The sequence below is a fragment of the Pseudomonas piscis genome, from assembly GCF_009380155.1.
Lineage (GTDB): Bacteria > Pseudomonadota > Gammaproteobacteria > Pseudomonadales > Pseudomonadaceae > Aquipseudomonas > Aquipseudomonas piscis.
The window spans coordinates 379,333-394,619 of the sequence record NZ_WHUV01000001.1 but is presented as its reverse complement, the minus strand read 5'-3'; the positions used below and the strand labels follow the sequence as shown (position 1 = coordinate 394,619).

15 protein-coding genes are annotated in these 15,287 nt (G+C 64.9%); 3 read left to right on the top strand and 12 right to left on the bottom strand.

Features of this window, described 5'->3' with window-relative positions; translation table 11 throughout:
- Position 1: 1 nt before the first annotated feature.
- The 3 genes from GDH07_RS01835 to GDH07_RS01825 form a co-directional block, all read right to left on the bottom strand.
- Entirely contained in the window at positions 2–1,078 is a 1,077-nt protein-coding gene (locus GDH07_RS01835; RefSeq protein WP_152896563.1) for a putative 2-aminoethylphosphonate ABC transporter ATP-binding protein, read from the bottom strand.
- A 181-nt stretch (positions 1,079–1,259) separates the two neighbouring features.
- Positions 1,260–2,123, bottom strand: coding sequence for a LysR family transcriptional regulator (locus GDH07_RS01830; protein WP_022641670.1), 864 nt, complete (start codon positions 2,121–2,123; stop codon positions 1,260–1,262).
- A 107-nt stretch (positions 2,124–2,230) separates the two neighbouring features.
- Positions 2,231–4,546 carry a heavy metal translocating P-type ATPase gene (locus tag GDH07_RS01825; protein WP_152896562.1) on the bottom strand — a complete coding sequence of 772 codons (2,316 nt, stop codon included), beginning with the start codon at positions 4,544–4,546 and terminating at the stop codon, positions 2,231–2,233.
- An 89-nt stretch (positions 4,547–4,635) separates the two neighbouring features.
- On the opposite strand from GDH07_RS01825, the gene cadR reads away from it, so the two are divergent.
- Positions 4,636–5,085, top strand: coding sequence for a Cd(II)/Pb(II)-responsive transcriptional regulator (gene cadR, locus GDH07_RS01820; protein ID WP_053133863.1), 450 nt, complete (start codon positions 4,636–4,638; stop codon positions 5,083–5,085).
- A 24-nt stretch (positions 5,086–5,109) separates the two neighbouring features.
- Here the strand turns inward: cadR and GDH07_RS01815 are convergent, their stop codons facing one another.
- From GDH07_RS01815 to GDH07_RS01800, 4 genes are all read right to left on the bottom strand, one after another.
- Positions 5,110–5,694, bottom strand: coding sequence for an undecaprenyl-diphosphatase (locus GDH07_RS01815; protein ID WP_103325895.1), 585 nt, complete (start codon positions 5,692–5,694; stop codon positions 5,110–5,112).
- A 171-nt stretch (positions 5,695–5,865) separates the two neighbouring features.
- Positions 5,866–6,837 (bottom strand): thymidylate synthase, encoded by a 972-nt coding sequence (locus tag GDH07_RS01810; RefSeq protein ID WP_152896561.1) that lies wholly within the window; start codon positions 6,835–6,837, stop codon positions 5,866–5,868.
- 48 nt (positions 6,838–6,885) lie between these two features.
- The gene (gene lgt, locus GDH07_RS01805; protein WP_022641675.1) at positions 6,886–7,695 is read right to left on the bottom strand and encodes a prolipoprotein diacylglyceryl transferase; all 810 of its coding nucleotides are present in this window, start codon (positions 7,693–7,695) and stop codon (positions 6,886–6,888) included.
- Positions 7,696–7,774: 79 nt separating this feature from the next.
- A complete protein-coding gene (locus GDH07_RS01800; RefSeq protein WP_022641676.1) occupies positions 7,775–8,557 on the bottom strand; it encodes a sulfite exporter TauE/SafE family protein in 783 nt (260 codons plus the stop codon).
- A gap of 123 nt (positions 8,558–8,680) precedes the next feature.
- On the opposite strand from GDH07_RS01800, the gene GDH07_RS01795 reads away from it, so the two are divergent.
- The gene (locus GDH07_RS01795; RefSeq protein ID WP_152896560.1) at positions 8,681–9,427 is read left to right on the top strand and encodes an NRDE family protein; all 747 of its coding nucleotides are present in this window, start codon (positions 8,681–8,683) and stop codon (positions 9,425–9,427) included.
- Between the two features lie 40 nt (positions 9,428–9,467).
- Here the strand turns inward: GDH07_RS01795 and ptsP are convergent, their stop codons facing one another.
- Positions 9,468–11,747, bottom strand: coding sequence for a phosphoenolpyruvate--protein phosphotransferase (gene ptsP / locus GDH07_RS01790; protein WP_022641678.1), 2,280 nt, complete (start codon positions 11,745–11,747; stop codon positions 9,468–9,470).
- 22 nt (positions 11,748–11,769) lie between these two features.
- Positions 11,770–12,249 carry an RNA pyrophosphohydrolase gene (locus tag GDH07_RS01785; protein WP_011064073.1) on the bottom strand — a complete coding sequence of 160 codons (480 nt, stop codon included), beginning with the start codon at positions 12,247–12,249 and terminating at the stop codon, positions 11,770–11,772.
- 143 nt (positions 12,250–12,392) lie between these two features.
- Here GDH07_RS01785 and GDH07_RS01780 point away from each other — a divergent pair, with 143 nt between their 5' ends.
- Complete coding sequence (locus tag GDH07_RS01780; protein WP_022641680.1) at positions 12,393–13,049, top strand: histidinol-phosphatase; 657 nt, start codon at positions 12,393–12,395, stop codon at positions 13,047–13,049.
- 45 nt (positions 13,050–13,094) lie between these two features.
- On the opposite strand, the gene GDH07_RS01775 is transcribed toward GDH07_RS01780, so the two are convergent.
- Genes GDH07_RS01775 through GDH07_RS01765 form a run of 3 tightly spaced genes read right to left on the bottom strand, consistent with a single transcriptional unit; the run spans position 13,095 to position 15,263 of the window.
- Positions 13,095–13,562, bottom strand: coding sequence for a DUF2269 family protein (locus tag GDH07_RS01775; protein ID WP_022641681.1), 468 nt, complete (start codon positions 13,560–13,562; stop codon positions 13,095–13,097).
- Positions 13,559–14,815, bottom strand: a complete 1,257-nt coding sequence (locus GDH07_RS01770) for an SDR family oxidoreductase (protein ID WP_152896559.1) — start codon at positions 14,813–14,815, stop codon at positions 13,559–13,561. Before GDH07_RS01770 ends, GDH07_RS01775 begins: the two co-directional genes overlap by 4 nt.
- A 19-nt stretch (positions 14,816–14,834) precedes the next feature.
- Positions 14,835–15,263, bottom strand: a complete 429-nt coding sequence (locus GDH07_RS01765; protein ID WP_022641683.1) for a DUF2269 family protein — start codon at positions 15,261–15,263, stop codon at positions 14,835–14,837.
- Positions 15,264–15,287 lie beyond the last annotated feature (24 nt).

Here is a 15,287-nt window from a genome sequence, read left to right as displayed (position 1 = left end):
CTCAGGCAAACACCTGCAGGCTGCGCGGTGGCAGGGCCACCCAGATGTCCTGGGCTCCCAGGCGCGGCATGGCCTCCGGTGCCAGCTCCGCCAGCAGCGGATGCCCCGGCAACTGGTTGAGTTCGAAACTCATGCGGCAGCGGTTGCCGAGGAAGGTGATCTCGCGGACCTTGGCCGGGAACAGGTTTTCCTCATGCACCGGCGGGTTCACGCTGATGGCCTCCGGACGGCAGAACAGGCGCCCCGAGGCGGCCTTGGCCGAGTCGTCGGCCAGGCGCAGGTTCATCCCGCCCACCTGGGCATGGCTATGGCTGCTGCGACTGAAGGGCAGCCAGTTGCCTTGGCCGACGAACTCGGCGACGAACGGCGTGGCCGGACGGTCGTAGATTTCCTGGGGCGTGGCGTACTGCTCGACCTTGCCGTTGTTCATCACGGCAATGCGGTCGGCCATCAACATGGCCTCGTCCTGGTTGTGGGTCACCATCAGGGTGGTGATGCCCAAGCGCCGCTGCAGCTGGCGCAGTTCGGTGCACAGGTGCTCGCGCACGCGGGCGTCGAGGGCCGACATCGGCTCGTCCAGCAACAACAGCGACGGCGAAGGGGCCAGGGCCCGAGCCAGGGCCACGCGCTGCTGCTGGCCACCGGACAACTGGCCGGGGTATTTCTTCTCGCTGCCGGTCAGGCCCACCAGCTCGAGCATCTGCGCCACGCGCTTGCGGGCTTCGTCACGGCCACTGCCGGCCAGGCCATAGGCAATGTTGGCCTCCACCGTGAGGTTGGGGAACAGCGCATAGGACTGGAACAGGATGCCGTAGTCCCGAGCCTGCGGCGCCAGGTTCGAGACGTCACGCTGGCCCAGGTACAACTCGCCCGCATCCTGGCGCTCCAGGCCGGCGATGCAGCGCAACAAGGTGGTCTTGCCGCAACCCGACGGCCCCAGCAGGCACACCAGCTCGCCGGCAGCCACGTCCAGGGATACGTTGTCCAGGGCAGTGAAGGCACCGAAGCGCTTCTGGATGCCGCGCACCTTCATCGGCGAGCCAGGGTTGCTCAGGGCGGTTGCGGGGGAGTTGTTCATGGACGGACCTCATCTGGCAGATGCAGGCCATCCTAGGGAACGAATGCGTAGGTCTTATGGCAATCAGGTAAAAGTTGCCGATAGGGGTATTGGCAGATTTGGGTTGCTCCATGGGCAGGGAGCAAGACTGGGCCAATCCCACATCGGGCAAGAACCTGGCTCCCACGCCAGGATGGTGATTTCAACAGCCGGCCATTTCCTGGGCCAGGCCGAGGAAGGCTGCCGGCAGGCGGGCATTCTTGCGCTCCTTGAGGCAGTACAGGTATTCGGCGATCTGCGGCGCATGCTCGATGGTCAGCACCTTGAGCTGCGGGTCGTGGGGCACTTCCTGGCGGGCGATGATGCTGATGCCGATATTGCGCAGCACCGCCTCGCGGATCGATTCACGACTGCCAATCTCCAGCAGCGGGCCAAACCCGACGTTGGCGCTCTTGAGCAGCTCTTCAGTGAGGCTGCGGGTGGTGGAACCCGGCTCGCGCATCAGCAGGGTATGGCCGGCCAGGGCGCTGAGCGGCACATGTTCCAGGGCCGCCAACGGATGGTTGCGATGCACCGCCAGCACCAGCGGATCGCTGCCCAGCACCCGGCGCACCAGCCGCGAGTCCTCCAGCAATTGCGAGGATGCAGCCACGTCGACGCGGTATTCCTCCAGGGCCTCCAGCACCTGCTGGGAGTTGCCGATTTCCACCGCCACCTCCACTTGGGGCAGGTGCTGGCGGAAGGTCTTCACCAGGTCGAGGATGTAGTACGGCGCCGTGGCGGCAATGCGCAACGTGCCCTGAACCTGCCCGCTGTTACGCAGGAAGAACTCGATATCGGCCTCCTTCTGCAACAGCTCCTTGACCATCGGCAACAGGCGCGCGCCCTCGTCGCTCAGGCTCAGGCGCCGGCCACCACGGTAGAACAGCTCCACCGAGTACTGGCTTTCCAGGTTGCGGATCTGGGTGGTCACCGTAGGCTGGCTGAGGCCGAGCTTCTTCGCCGCCTGGGTGATGCTGCCCAGGCGGGCGACCATGTAGAAAGCCTTCAGCTCGGCACTCAGCATGACGGCTTACCGCAGCTGCAAGCTTTCAGCGGCAAGCCGCAAGCTGAAGCCGGTGCGCGTGAGTTCATCACTCTGATTCCCCCTCAGTTGCTTGCAGCTACGGTGTCCTATTTGCGCAGCAGGCGCAGGCCGTTGAACACCACCAACAGGCTGACCCCCATGTCGGCGAACACGGCCATCCACATGGTGGCCAACCCGGCAAAGGTTACCCCAAGAAAGATCGCCTTGATGACCAAGGCCAGGGCGATATTTTGCTTGAGCACTGCCGAAGTCTGGCGCGACAGGCGGATGAAAGCCGGGATCTTGCGCAGATCGTCGTCCATCAGCGCAACATCCGCAGTCTCGATGGCGGTATCGGTGCCGGCGGCCGCCATGGCGAAGCCGATCTCCGCCCGGGCCAGGGCCGGGGCATCGTTGATGCCGTCACCCACCATGCCCACCCGGTGCCCCTGGGCATACAGGTCCTCGATGGCTTGCAGCTTGTCGGTGGGCAACAGGTCGCCCCGGGCCTGGTCGATACCCACCTGGGCGGCGATGGCCTTGGCGGTGTGGGGGTTGTCGCCGGTGAGCATCAGGGTCTTGATGCCCAGCTCGTGCAACTGCTGAATCGCCTCGCGACTGGACTCCTTGACCGTATCGGCCACCGCGAACAGCGCCAGCGGGCCCTTGCTGTCCAGCAGCAGGACCACGGTCTTGCCTTGCTTCTCCAGGGCGAAGAGCTTTTCTTCCAAAGCTGGCGAGCACAGGCCCAACTCCTCCACCAGGCGGTGGTTGCCCAGGTGGTACAACTGGCCGTCGATTTCACCGCGTACGCCACGGCCGGCCAGGGCCGCGAAGTTATCCACAGGGTGCATGGCCAGCTGTTTATCCACAGCCGCCTGGGCGATAGCCAGGGACACCGGGTGATCGGAACGGCCAGCCAGGTTGGCGGCCAGGGCCGGGGCGCTGTCGTTGGCCAGCGGGTCCAGGGGCAGGAAGTCGGTCTGCACCGGCTTGCCATGGGTAATGGTGCCGGTCTTGTCCAGGGCCAGGTAATCCAGCTTGTAGCCACCTTCCAGATAGACCCCGCCCTTGACCAGGATGCCCTTGCGCGCCGCGGCGGCCAGGCCGCTGACGATGCTCACCGGGGTCGAGATCACCAGGGCGCATGGGCAGGCCACCACCAGCAGCACCAGGGCGCGGTAGATCCAGTCGAACCACAGGCCGCCCATGAGCAGCGGGGGAATCAGCGCCACCGCCAGGGCGAAGGCGAACACCGCCGGGGTATAGATCTTCGAGAAGCTATCGACGAAGCGCTGGGTCGGCGCCCGTGCTCCCTGGGCCTGTTCCACGGCGTGGATGATCCGCGCCAGGGTCGAGTTGTTGGCCGCAGCGGTGACCCGGTATTCCAGGGCGCCGGCCTGGTTGATGGTGCCGGCGAACACCTTGTCGCCCACGGTCTTTTCCACCGGCAGGCTTTCACCGGTGATCGGTGCCTGGTCGATGGTGGAGCTGCCACTGGTCACCTCGCCGTCCAGGCCGATGCGCTCACCGGGACGCACCCGTACCAGTGCCCCCAGCTCGACGCTTTTCGCCTCTTGTTCACGCCAGCTGCCATCGTTCTGCTGCACCGTGACCTGTTCCGGAGTCATCTGCATCAGGCCACTGATGGCATTGCGCGCGCGGTCCAGGGAGCGAGCCTCGATCAACTCGGCCACGGTGAACAGGAACATCACCATGGCCGCCTCTGGCCACTGGCCGATCAGCACCGCGCCGGTCACGGCGATGCTCATCAGCGCATTGATGTTGAGGTTGCGGTTCTTCAGGGCGATCCAGCCCTTCTTGTAGGTGCCCAACCCGCCGCTGAGGATCGAGACCAGGGCCACCAGCGCCACCAGCCAATCCGGCCCGGCACTGGTGAAGTGAATGACTTCGGCAGCCAGCGCCCCGACGCCGGACAGCGCCAGGGGCCACCAGGGTTTCTTCACCGGCTGCGCACTGGCAGGCTGGCTATCGCTCCCTGCCTCCAGGGGTTCGGCATGCATGCCGAGGGACTTGATGGCCTCGACGATCGGCGCAGTGTTCGGCAGGTCGTGGGTCACGCCCAGTACCCGGTTGATCAGGTTGAACTCCAGGGCCTGGATCCCGGCCAGCTTGCCCAGCTTGTTCTGGATCAGGGTCTGTTCGGTGGGGCAATCCATGGCCTCGATGCGAAAGCTGCTCGAACGCGCACCGGCGCCCGACGCCTCGCCCAGGACCACCCGGGATGGTGCGACAGCCGCAGAACCACAGCAGGAACCGCCATGGCTGGCATGCTCGTGGGGCTTGAGCGGTTGCAGCTTGCCCACGGCGGCAGGGGCATGGCTGTGATCGTGATCGTGATCGTGGCCAGCATGGGCTTGCTGGGCGTCGGGCTTGCGTGGGTTATGGAGAGAATCGCTCATCGGGTCGCTTCCATATGAAAAGGTGCTTGTTGCCAAGTGAACACCCTGTAGCCACTATAGGGTCAAGCACCCAATGGGAGACGACGGCGATGAAGATTGGCGAATTGGCGAAACTCACCGACTGCCAGGTCGAGACCATCCGTTACTACGAGCGCGAGGGCCTGCTACCGGAACCGGCCCGCAGTGAGGGCAACTACCGCCTCTACACCCAGGCCCATGGCGAGCGGCTGACCTTCATCCGCAACTGCCGCAGCCTGGACATGACCCTCGAGGAGATCCGCAGCCTGCTGAACCTGCGGGACAGCCCCCAGGACCAGTGCGCCAGTGTCAATGCCCTGATCGATGAGCACATCCACCACGTCAAGGCGCGGATCGATGGCCTTCTGGCCCTGCAGGAACAATTGGTGGACCTGCGCCAGCGCTGCGGCGAGGAGCCGGACCTTGAGCCTTGCGGCATCCTCCAGCGCCTGGAGGTCAGTGGCTCGGTGGTTCCCAGCGAAACCGAGCCATCCCACGTTGGCCGCAGCCACGGTCATTGAGCCCGCCCGCCAGGCGCGCGGCTCTCAGGAGCCGTGGCGCCGCGGCAGCATGCGCAGGTAGATCCCTTCCAGCAGCGCCAGCAGGCGCTGGTCCAGCTGCCGCCACACGCTGTACCGGCGCACCAGCCAGGCACTCCCCAGCCCCACCAGGCAACCACCGAGGATATCCAGCGGGAAGTGCACTCCGAGGTAGATCCTTGCCCAGCCCACCAGCACCGCCAGGGCCAGCATCACCAGGCCGGTCTTGCGCAGGGACGCCAGCAGCAGCGCGAAGCCCATGGCGAACATGCCGCTGGCGTGATCGCTGGGGAAGGACGCGCCGGGGGCATGGGCCAGGAAGTTCTGCCCCAGCTCCAGCATGAACGGCCGCGGGTGGAACCACAGGCCGCGGATCACCAGGTTGCTGGCCAAGGCCAGAACAATGCTCAGGGTCGCCAGCAGGACGATCATCCGTTGGCGCCGGTCGCCGAAAACCCAGAACAGTAACAGCAGCAATGGCACGGCCAGGACCAGCCATTGCGCCATGAACAGCGCCAGGTCGCGCATGGGCAGCGATGCTTCGGCACTGGCATTGATGACCAGGAACAGGCTGCGGTTGAGTTCTTCCATTCGGTGGCTCGCGTTCAGAAGGCAAAGAGAGCGCCGGTTCCAGGAGCATAGTCGCCCACCAGGCACGGCGATGCCCGGAGCAAATTCCGGGCAGGCTCGATGAAGACAACAGGGAAAAGCGACAGGGCCGGGCGATATCCAGCGCACGGCCTCAGGTGACGCGGGGGACGATCAGACCGCCATGGGCGCGGTCATCGGCGCATGGTGCTCATAGCCTTCCAGGGAGAAGTCGCTCGGCTCGATCAGTTCCAGCCACTCCGGCTGGTACACGCCAGTCTTGGCGAACTCCGGCACCCGGTCGGAAATCACCAGCTTGGGCATCGGGAACGGCTTGCGCTTGAGCTGTTCGTTGAGCATGTCCAGGTGGTTTTCGTAGACGTGGGCATCACCGATGAAATAGGTGAACCAACGTGGGGTATAGCCGGTCAGGCGGCCGATCAGGCTCAGCAGCGCCGCGCCCTCGGTGAGGTTGAACGGCGTACCCAGGCCCAGGTCGTTGGAGCGGATGTAGAGGGTCAGGGAAATTTCCCGGGTCTCGACATTCGGATGGAACTGGTACAGCAGGTGGCATGGCGGCAGGGCCATTTCATCCAGTTGCGCGCAGTTCCAGCCATGGAACAGGATCCGCCGGCTGCCCGGGTCGTTGATGATGGTGTCGACGCATTGGCGCACCTGGTCGATGGCCTTGTACAGCACCACGTAGGCCTCGCCCTCTTCCTCTCCCGCGGCGATCTGCCGGTAGCCCTGGCTCAGCGCCAACTCGATGGCAGCCTGGTTGGCGACCTTGATCTGCTTGTAGGCCGGCCACTTGCGCCACTGCACGCCGTAGATCTCGCCCAGGTCGTCCTCGCCCTGGCGGAACGGGTTGGCCAGCCACTGGGCGTTTTCGTTGGCGTTCTGGTCCCAGACCTTGCAGCCCAGGGCACGGAACTCGGCGGCGTTGTTCACACCGCGCAGGAAGCCGACCATTTCGCCGATGGCCGACTTGAACGCCATCTTGCGCGTGGTGATGGCCGGGAAGCCTTCCTTGAGGTCGTAGCGCAGCATCGCCCCGGGGAAGCTGATGGTGTTCACACCCGTGCGATTGGCCTGCTTGGTGCCGTTGTTGATGACGTGGGCCACCAGATCAAGATATTGCTTCATGAGTTACCTGCATCCTTGAACCCGGGACCTGCGTCCCGGGATTCGAATTTATTGCGCGGCGCTCTTGGCCGGAGCGCGATGATAAGCCAGCCAGATCAGTCCGAGGCCACCGAGGATCATCGGCACGCACAGAATCTGACCCATGGTCAGCCAGTTCCATGCCAGGTAGCCCAGCTGGGCATCCGGCACCCGCACGAATTCGACGATGAACCGGAAGATCCCATAGAACAGCGCGAACATCCCGGAGACCGCCATAGTCGGGCGCGGCTTGCGCGAGAACAACCAGAGGATCAGGAACAGCGCCACGCCTTCCAGGGCGAACTGGTACAGCTGCGACGGATGGCGCGGCAACTGGGCCGGGTCGCTGAAGGGCGGGAACACCATGGCCCAGGGCAGGTCGGTGGCCTTGCCCCACAGCTCGGCGTTGATGAAGTTGCCGATGCGCCCGGCGCCCAGGCCGATCGGCACCATGGGTGCGACGAAGTCCATCAGTTCGAAGAAGGTCTTGTTGTTGCGCTTGCCGAACCACCAGGCCGCCAGCATCACCCCGATGAAACCGCCGTGGAACGACATGCCGCCCTTCCATACTTCGAAGATCAGGGTCGGGTTGGCCAAGTAGGCACTCAGGTCGTAGAACAGCACGTAGCCCAGGCGCCCGCCGACGATCACGCCCATGGACAGCCAGAACACCAGGTCCGAGAGCTTTTCCTTGGTCCAGGTCGGATCGAAGCGGTTCAGCCGGCGCGACGCCAGCAACCAGGCACCGCCGATGCCGATCAGGTACATCAGGCCGTACCAGTGGATTTTCAGCGGACCGATGGCCACGGCCACCGGATCAATCTGCGGGTAAGGCAGCATTACGACTCCTCGTAAGGGTTGGGACTTGGTTCCCGGGCGAAACTGTCACGCCAGGATTAAGCCAGGATTGCGTCACGACTCAGAACAGGAAGCTGACCCCGACGCAAAACAGCAGCGCGGCGAACATCCGCTTCAACAGTCGCGGTGACAATTTGTGGGCCAGGCGCGCGCCGATACGGGCGAACACCATGCTGGTCAGGGCGATGCCCAGCAACGCAGGCAGGTAGACGAAACCCAGACTATGAGCCGGCAACAGGGGATCATGCCAGCCCAGAATCATGAAACTTAATGCACTGGCCAGGGCGATGGGCAAACCGCAGGCCGAGGACGTGGCCACCGCCTGCTGCATCGGCACGCTGCGCCAAGTGAGAAACGGCACCGTCAGCGAGCCACCACCGATGCCGAAGATCGCCGACGCCCAGCCGATCACGCCACCGGCGGCGGTCAGGCCGAACTTGCCGGGAACCTCGCGGCTGGCCTTGGGCTTGAGCTCCAGGGCCATTTGCATGGCGATCACCAGGGCGAACACACCGATGATCTTCTGCAGGTGCGGGCCGGAAATCGCTTCCGCCGTCAGCGCCCCGAAACCGGCGCCCATGAGGATGCCCAGGGTCATCCAGGCGAATATCGGCCAGCGCACAGCGCCCCGGCGATGGTGTTCGCGGACCGAGTTGATGGAGGTGAAGATGATGCTGGCCAGGGAGGTGCCCACCGCCAGGTGGGTCAGCACCGAGGCGTCGAAACCTTGCAGGGTGAAGCTGAACACCAGCACCGGAACGATGATGATTCCGCCGCCGACGCCGAACAGCCCGGCCAGCACGCCCGCACAGGCGCCCAAGAGCAGATAGAGCAGAAATTCCATGGGAGCATCCAAAAATGAGTCCGGCATGGTAACGGATGCACGGCCCGGGACTCCACCAGCTGACGATGGATACCCGCCGGTTCTGTGCGTAAAGTGGGCAGAAACACACAGGGGGCCACCTTCATGTGCTTGATTGTCTTTGCCTGGCGGCCGGGTCATGCCCAGCCACTGATCGTCGCGGCCAACCGCGACGAGTTCTATGCCCGGCCCAGCCTGCCCCTGGCGCAATGGCCGGAATTACCGCAGGTCCACGCCGGGCGCGATCTTGAAGCCGGCGGCACCTGGCTCGGGGTCGGCGCCGACGGGCGCTTCGCCGCCCTGACCAATATCCGCAACCCGCACCAGCCTCCGGCACGTCGCTCCCGCGGGGAACTGGTGGCGCGCTTCCTGGCCGGCACCATCGACCTGGACGAATACCTGCGCGACGTAGTGGGCCGCTCCCTGGAGTACGCTGGTTTCAACCTGTTGCTGGGCACCGCAGAGCAGCTCTGGCACTACAACGCCCAGGACGCGGAGCCGCGCCAGTTGGAGGCCGGTGTCTATGGCCTGTCCAACGCTGGCCTCGACACCCCCTGGCCCAAGCTGCTCAAGGCCAAGGCGGCGCTCCGGGAAGTCCTGCACGACCCGCAGCCCCAAGCGCTGCTGGCGTTACTGGGCGATCCGCAGACCGCGCCTTTCGCCGACTTGCCGGACACCGGCGTGGGCCTGGCCACCGAGAGCCTGCTGTCGAGCGTCTTCATTGCCAGCCCCAGCTACGGCACCCGCGCCAGTACTGCGCTGATCGTCCACGCCGACGGTTCCCGGCATCTGGTCGAGCGCAGTTTCGGCCCCTATGGCGGGCACCTGGGAGAGATAGAACTGAAGATTTGAGGCGCAGCCGGCGACCGGTCCCGAGGGACCGGCGCGCCCACTAGAGGGTCTTGTTGGACGCGGGGTTGATCATGCGCGCCAGGCCGAGCTTCTTCAGCGCCAGCTGCAACGAACTGTGGATAACTTGCGGGTTGTCGATGGTCATCATCTCATCCAGCAGTTCCCTGGCCTTGGTCATGCTGATCTGGCGCAGCATCCACTTCACCTTCGGCAGGTTGGTGGCGTTCATCGACAGGCTGTCGAAACCCATGGCCATCAGCAGCACCGCAGCGGCCGGGTCGCCGGCCATTTCGCCACAAATGCTCACCGGCTTGCCTTCGGCGTGGGCATCGCGGACCACGGTCTGCAACGCCTGCAATACCGCCGGGTGCAGATAGTCGTAGAGGTCGGCCACCCGCGGGTTGTTGCGGTCCACCGCCAGCAGGTACTGGGTCAGGTCGTTGGAGCCCACCGACAGGAAGTCCACCTGGCGCGCCAGCTCCTTGGTCTGGTAGACCGCCGCGGGAATTTCGATCATCACTCCCACCGGCGGCATCGGCACGTCGGTACCTTCGTCGCGCACCTCGCCCCAGGCCCGGTGGATCAGGTGCAAGGCTTCTTCCAGCTCGTGGATGCCGGAGATCATCGGCAGCAGGATGCGCAGGTTGTTCAGGCCCTCGCTGGCCTTGAGCATGGCCCGGGCCTGCACCAGGAAGATCTCCGGATGGTCGAGGGTCACGCGGATGCCGCGCCAGCCCAGGAACGGGTTGTCTTCCTTGATCGGGAAATAGGACAGCGATTTATCGCCGCCGATGTCCAGGCTGCGCATGGTCACCGGTTGCGGATGGAAGGACGCCAGCTGCTCGCGATAGATCGCCAGCTGTTCCTTTTCGCTGGGGAAGCGCTGGTTGATCATGAACGGCACTTCGGTGCGGTACAGGCCCACGCCCTCGGCGCCACGCTTCTGCGCCCGGGCCACGTCGGCCAGCAGGCCGGTGTTGACCCACAACGGCATGCGGTGGCCATCGGGGGTCACGCATGGCTGGTCGCGCAGCGCATCCAGGCCCTGGGCCAGTTGCCGCTCCTCTTCCACCACATCGGCGAACTGCTTGCGCAGCACGTCGCTGGGGTTGGTGTAGACCTCGCCATGGTAGCCGTCGACGATCATCTGGATGCCGTCGACCTTGGAATACGGCAGGTCGACCAGGCCCATCACCGTCGGGATGCCCATGGCCCGGGCCAGGATCGCCACGTGGGAGTTGCCCGACCCCAGCACCGAGACCAGGCCCACCAGCTTGCCCTCGGGCACTTCGCCGAGCATGGCTGGGGTCAGCTCTTCGCTGACCAGGATGGTGTTGTCGGGGTAGACCAGGGTCTGCTGGCGCTCCTCCTGGAGGTAGGCCAGGAGCCGCCGGCCCAGGTCCTTGACGTCCGATGCGCGCTCACGCAGGTAGGCGTCGTCCATCAGTTCGAAGCGGTTGACGTGATCGCTGACCACCTGGCGCAGTGCGCCCTGGGCCCATTGCCCGGTGCGGATCACCGCCTTGACCTCGCTGCCCAGCGAAGCGTCGTCGAGCATCATCAGGTAGACGTCGAACAGCGCCCGCTCTTCGGGGCGCAGCTGGGTAGCGAGTTTTTCCGACAGCGCCCGCATGTCGGCGCGCACCCCTTCCAGGGCGCTCTTGAACAGCGTCAGCTCGGCGTCGATATCGGTGATGTGCTTGTCCGGCACCACGTCCAGGTCGGCCGGCGGCAACATCACCACCGCACTGCCCACCGCGGCCCCGGGAGAACCCGGCACACCGACGAACTTGGCTTCCTGGATGCCCTTGCCCTGGCGTCCCAGGCCACGGATCGAGCCGGTGGCCTCGGCATGGGCGATAACCCCGGCCAGCTGGGCGCTCATGGTCACCAGGAAGGCTTCTTCGCCCTCGTCGAACTGGCGGCGTTCCTTCTGTTGGATGACCAGGACCCCGACCACCCGCCGGTGGTGGATGATCGGCGCCCCGAGGAAGGAAGCGTAGCGCTCCTCGCCAGTCTCGGCGAAGTAGCGATAGCGGGGGTGATCGGCGGCGTTTTCCAGGTTGAGGGGTTCTTCCCGGGTGCCTACCAGGCCCACCAGGCCTTCGTTGGGAGCCATGCTGACCTTGCCGATGGAACGCTTGTTCAGGCCTTCGGTGGCCATCAGCACGAAACGGTTGGTTTCCGGGTCCAGCAGATAGACCGAGCAGACCTGGCTGCCCATGGCCTCTTTGACGCGCAAGACAATGATCCCCAACGCCGTCTTGAGATCCTTGGCGGAGTTAACTTCCTGGACGATCTTGCGCAGCGTATTGAGCATGGCTCGGGGTCGAACTCCGTCGTCAGTCGCGCACTAGAAGGCGCGGGGCAAGCTCTTTGAGAGCGCGGCGATACACTTCGCGCTTGAATGTCACCACCTGGCCCAACGGGTACCAATAACTGACCCAACGCCAGCCATCGAATTCCGGTTTACCGGTCAAGTCCATCCGCACCCGCTGCTCGTTGGAGATCAGGCGCAAGAGAAACCACTTCTGCTTTTGGCCGATGCACAGCGGTTGGCTGTGGGTCCTTACCAGGCGCTGCGGCAAACGATAGCGCAACCAGCCACGGGTGCAGGCGAGAATTTGCACATCTTCGCGCTCCAGGCCCACTTCTTCGTTCAACTCGCGATAAAGAGCGTCTTCCGGCGTCTCGTCGGGGTTGATGCCGCCTTGGGGAAACTGCCAGGCATCTTGATTGATACGGCGAGCCCATAGCACCTGGCCGGCATCATTCGTCAGAATGATCCCGACATTGGGGCGAAAACCATCGGGGTCGATCACGGCTACAACCTCGCAAACGCATGTCGCCGCATTGTTCCATAAAGCTTGGGAATGCAGCAACGAGGCTGCCAAGCTTATGTGCACTCTTGTGAAAAGACCGTATTCTGAGGACCTTTTCCAAGACTTTTCAGTGAGTAACCGCAATGCGTCTGGCTTTATTCGACTTGGACAACACCCTCCTGGGCGGCGACAGCGACCACGCCTGGGGCGACTATCTGTGCGAAAAGGGCCACCTCGATCCGGTGGCCTACAAGACCCGCAACGACGAGTTCTACCAGGACTACCTGGCCGGCAAGCTCGACAACGCCGCCTACCTGAACTTCTGCCTGGAAATCCTCGGTCGCACCGAAATGGACGTGCTCGCCCAATGGCATCGCGACTACATGCGCGACTGCATCGAGCCGATCCTGCTGCCCAAGGCCCTGGCCCTGCTGGCCCGGCACCGCGAGGCCGGCGACAAGCTGGTGATCATCACCGCCACTAACCGCTTCGTCACCGCGCCGATCGCCGAGCGCCTGGGCGTGGAAACCCTGATCGCCACCGAGTGCGAGATGCAGGACGGTCGCTACACCGGCCGCAGCACCGACGTCCCGTGCTTTCGCGAGGGCAAGGTGACCCGCCTGCAGCGCTGGCTGGAGGAAACCGGCCACGACCTGCAAGACAGCTATTTCTACAGCGACTCGATGAACGACCTGCCGCTGCTGGAACAGGTGACCACCCCGGTGGCCGTCGACCCTGACCCCAACCTGCGCGCCGAAGCCCAGCAACGCGGCTGGCAGGTAATCAGCCTGCGCGACTGAAGCGGCGCCCCGGGCCACACTGCGGTCCGGGGCCGCTCATGGGGTTCAGGCCGGCTTGGCCACCATCAGGTAGAAGATCGCCATGAAGGCCAGGAAAGCCGGCCAGCCCAGGGCGAACCACCAGCGCATATAGAGAGTGGCGCGCATCGGCATCGGCGTCCCATCGCGCAAGGCTTGTTCAGCCATCTTGTGCACCCGGATCTGCAGCCAGACCACCGGCAGCCAGCACACCCCCGCCAGTACATAGAGCCCCAGGCTCCACATCAGCCAGGACTGCTGGATCGACCACCCCGCCAAGTGGATCAAACCCAGCCCGCTCAGCGGCTGGAACACCGCTGTGGTCGCGGTGAAGGCCCAGTCGGCGAACACCAGGTGCTTGAAGGTCACGGCGATCACCTGCACCTGGCCACTGCGCCAGGCCCGCAAGGCGTAGTAGGCCGACCCGGCACCCAGGCCGAAGAGCACGGTGGAAGACAGGATATGCAGGGTTTTCAGCAGCAGGTAAGCGCTCATCGACGAGGTTCGGTCCACAACAGCCAAAGGGTTGCCACCATCAGCACCAGGTTCTTGGCGACGGCGGCATAAGGGTCAAACCAGAAATGCGGCAGGATCAGGCTGATGATCAGCGTGTAGCCGAGCATCAGCAGCAATTGCGCCTGCATGGCCCGCCGGCGCCAGCGTCGCAGCAGCAGGCCGACGCCCAGTACTGCGTCGCAGAGCGAACCGCCGATCACCGCCAGCACCGCCCAGGCGCCCTGCACCCCGGCCTCGGCCATGATCCGCAGGCCCCAGTCGTAGCCGGGGCCGATGCACACCGCCGCCGTGCCCAGCCAGATCAACACCATCACTGCCAACAACAACGGCCTCAGCACCCACTGGGTGGTCTGTCCGGCCTGGGGCCAATCCTGCAAGCGCGTCGCCAACGGCGCGGCGTGATAACCACAGACCGATGCCAGCAACTCGGGGTCCGCCAGGTTGTCCTGCCGCGCCATGCTCAAGCTTTGCCGGCTCAAGGCCCGCCAACCCAGGCGCTCGCCCAGCAGCGCGGCCAGGCTCAGGAGCGGTCCCGGCAGTTGCAGGTAACGGGCTGGCGCCCAGCCCTGGGCTGCCCGCAGGCGATCGAGCAATTGCCCCATGGTCATCCGCTCCGGGCCGACCAGCGGCAAGACCATGGACTCTTGCGGCCAGTGCCGCAGCAGCGCCAGCACTGCGGCGCTCAAGTCATCCACATGCAGGGGTTGCATCCGCGCCTGGGAGGACAGCAGCGGAATCAGCGGCCAGGGCGACAATCGCGCCAGCCAGCCACTGCTGGCGCCCCCGGCACCGAGCACCAATGACGGGCGCAGCACTACTGCCGGAATATTAAGGCCCAGCAGATAATCGTCCGCCATGGCCTTGCTCGCCAGGAATGGCACCCGGGGCTGGGTGCCGGCGCCCAACGCGGAAATCTGTAGCACCCGGGCACCACGGGCCGCAGCCAGGTCGAACAGCGCCCGCGTGCCCAGGTCCTGGGTCAGGCTCAGGGCCTGGGGATCATTGCTCAGCAACCCGGCGGCATTGATCAGCAGGTCGGTATCAGCCGGCAGCTCGAACGAACCGGGCTCACGACCGAGGCGATCCAGATCCAGTTGCAGCCACTGCACCCCGGGCAAACCCCGAGGTTGTGGCTGGCGACTGGTAGCGATCAATTGATGACCGGCGGCGTGCAACGCTGCCAGCAGATGACGGCCAACGAACCCCGTGGCCCCCACCAGAACGACCTTCATGGCGATCCTTAAAGCCGGGTCAGACCGGCTTGGCCCCCATGAGGCCGGCAATAGTGACGAAGCACAGGGCGCTGAAGACCGCCAGGACCAGGGTAAAGGCCAGGCCACTGGCGGCCTTGGCCACGCGCAGGCGATTGAGGCGCACCATCAGCCATAGCCAGGCCAGCGCCCCGAGGGTGTAGAGCACACTGGAGCCCAGGACCCAGGTCTGCCCCAGCGGCCAGCCCACCAGGTGCACCAGCCACCAACCGGTGAACGGCAGGGTCACCAGGCCCAGGGCCAGCAGCAGCCAGCCGAACAGGCCCGGACGGTGCAGTACCCGGCTATAGACGGTCGCGTCACCCTGGCGACGCAGGCGCCAGACCCAGATCGCCAGGCCCAGCGCACTGCCCAGCAGCAGCACCGTGGCCAGTACATGAAGTGTCTTGAGCGTGGTCAGCGTTTCCATATTCTCGCGTCCTTAAGGCCTCGA

Bases quoted from the DNA above. Each gene is read 5' to 3' on its own strand.
- GDH07_RS01835 (WP_152896563.1), bottom strand. From the start codon at position 1,078: ATGAACAACTCCCCCGCAACCGCCCTGAGCAACCCTGGCTCGCCGATG.
- cadR (WP_053133863.1), top strand. From the start codon at position 4,636: ATGAAGATTGGCGAATTGGCGAAACTCACCGACTGCCAGGTCGAGACC.
- GDH07_RS01830 (WP_022641670.1), bottom strand. From the start codon at position 2,123: ATGCTGAGTGCCGAGCTGAAGGCTTTCTACATGGTCGCCCGCCTGGGC.
- GDH07_RS01775 (WP_022641681.1), bottom strand. From the start codon at position 13,562: ATGAGCGCTTACCTGCTGCTGAAAACCCTGCATATCCTGTCTTCCACC.
- GDH07_RS01795 (WP_152896560.1), top strand. From the start codon at position 8,681: ATGTGCTTGATTGTCTTTGCCTGGCGGCCGGGTCATGCCCAGCCACTG.
- GDH07_RS01815 (WP_103325895.1), bottom strand. From the start codon at position 5,694: ATGGAAGAACTCAACCGCAGCCTGTTCCTGGTCATCAATGCCAGTGCC.
- GDH07_RS01770 (WP_152896559.1), bottom strand. From the start codon at position 14,815: ATGAAGGTCGTTCTGGTGGGGGCCACGGGGTTCGTTGGCCGTCATCTG.
- GDH07_RS01765 (WP_022641683.1), bottom strand. From the start codon at position 15,263: ATGGAAACGCTGACCACGCTCAAGACACTTCATGTACTGGCCACGGTG.
- ptsP (WP_022641678.1), bottom strand. From the start codon at position 11,747: ATGCTCAATACGCTGCGCAAGATCGTCCAGGAAGTTAACTCCGCCAAG.
- GDH07_RS01780 (WP_022641680.1), top strand. From the start codon at position 12,393: ATGCGTCTGGCTTTATTCGACTTGGACAACACCCTCCTGGGCGGCGAC.
- GDH07_RS01825 (WP_152896562.1), bottom strand. From the start codon at position 4,546: ATGAGCGATTCTCTCCATAACCCACGCAAGCCCGACGCCCAGCAAGCC.
- GDH07_RS01800 (WP_022641676.1), bottom strand. From the start codon at position 8,557: ATGGAATTTCTGCTCTATCTGCTCTTGGGCGCCTGTGCGGGCGTGCTG.
- GDH07_RS01810 (WP_152896561.1), bottom strand. From the start codon at position 6,837: ATGAAGCAATATCTTGATCTGGTGGCCCACGTCATCAACAACGGCACC.
- lgt (WP_022641675.1), bottom strand. From the start codon at position 7,695: ATGCTGCCTTACCCGCAGATTGATCCGGTGGCCGTGGCCATCGGTCCG.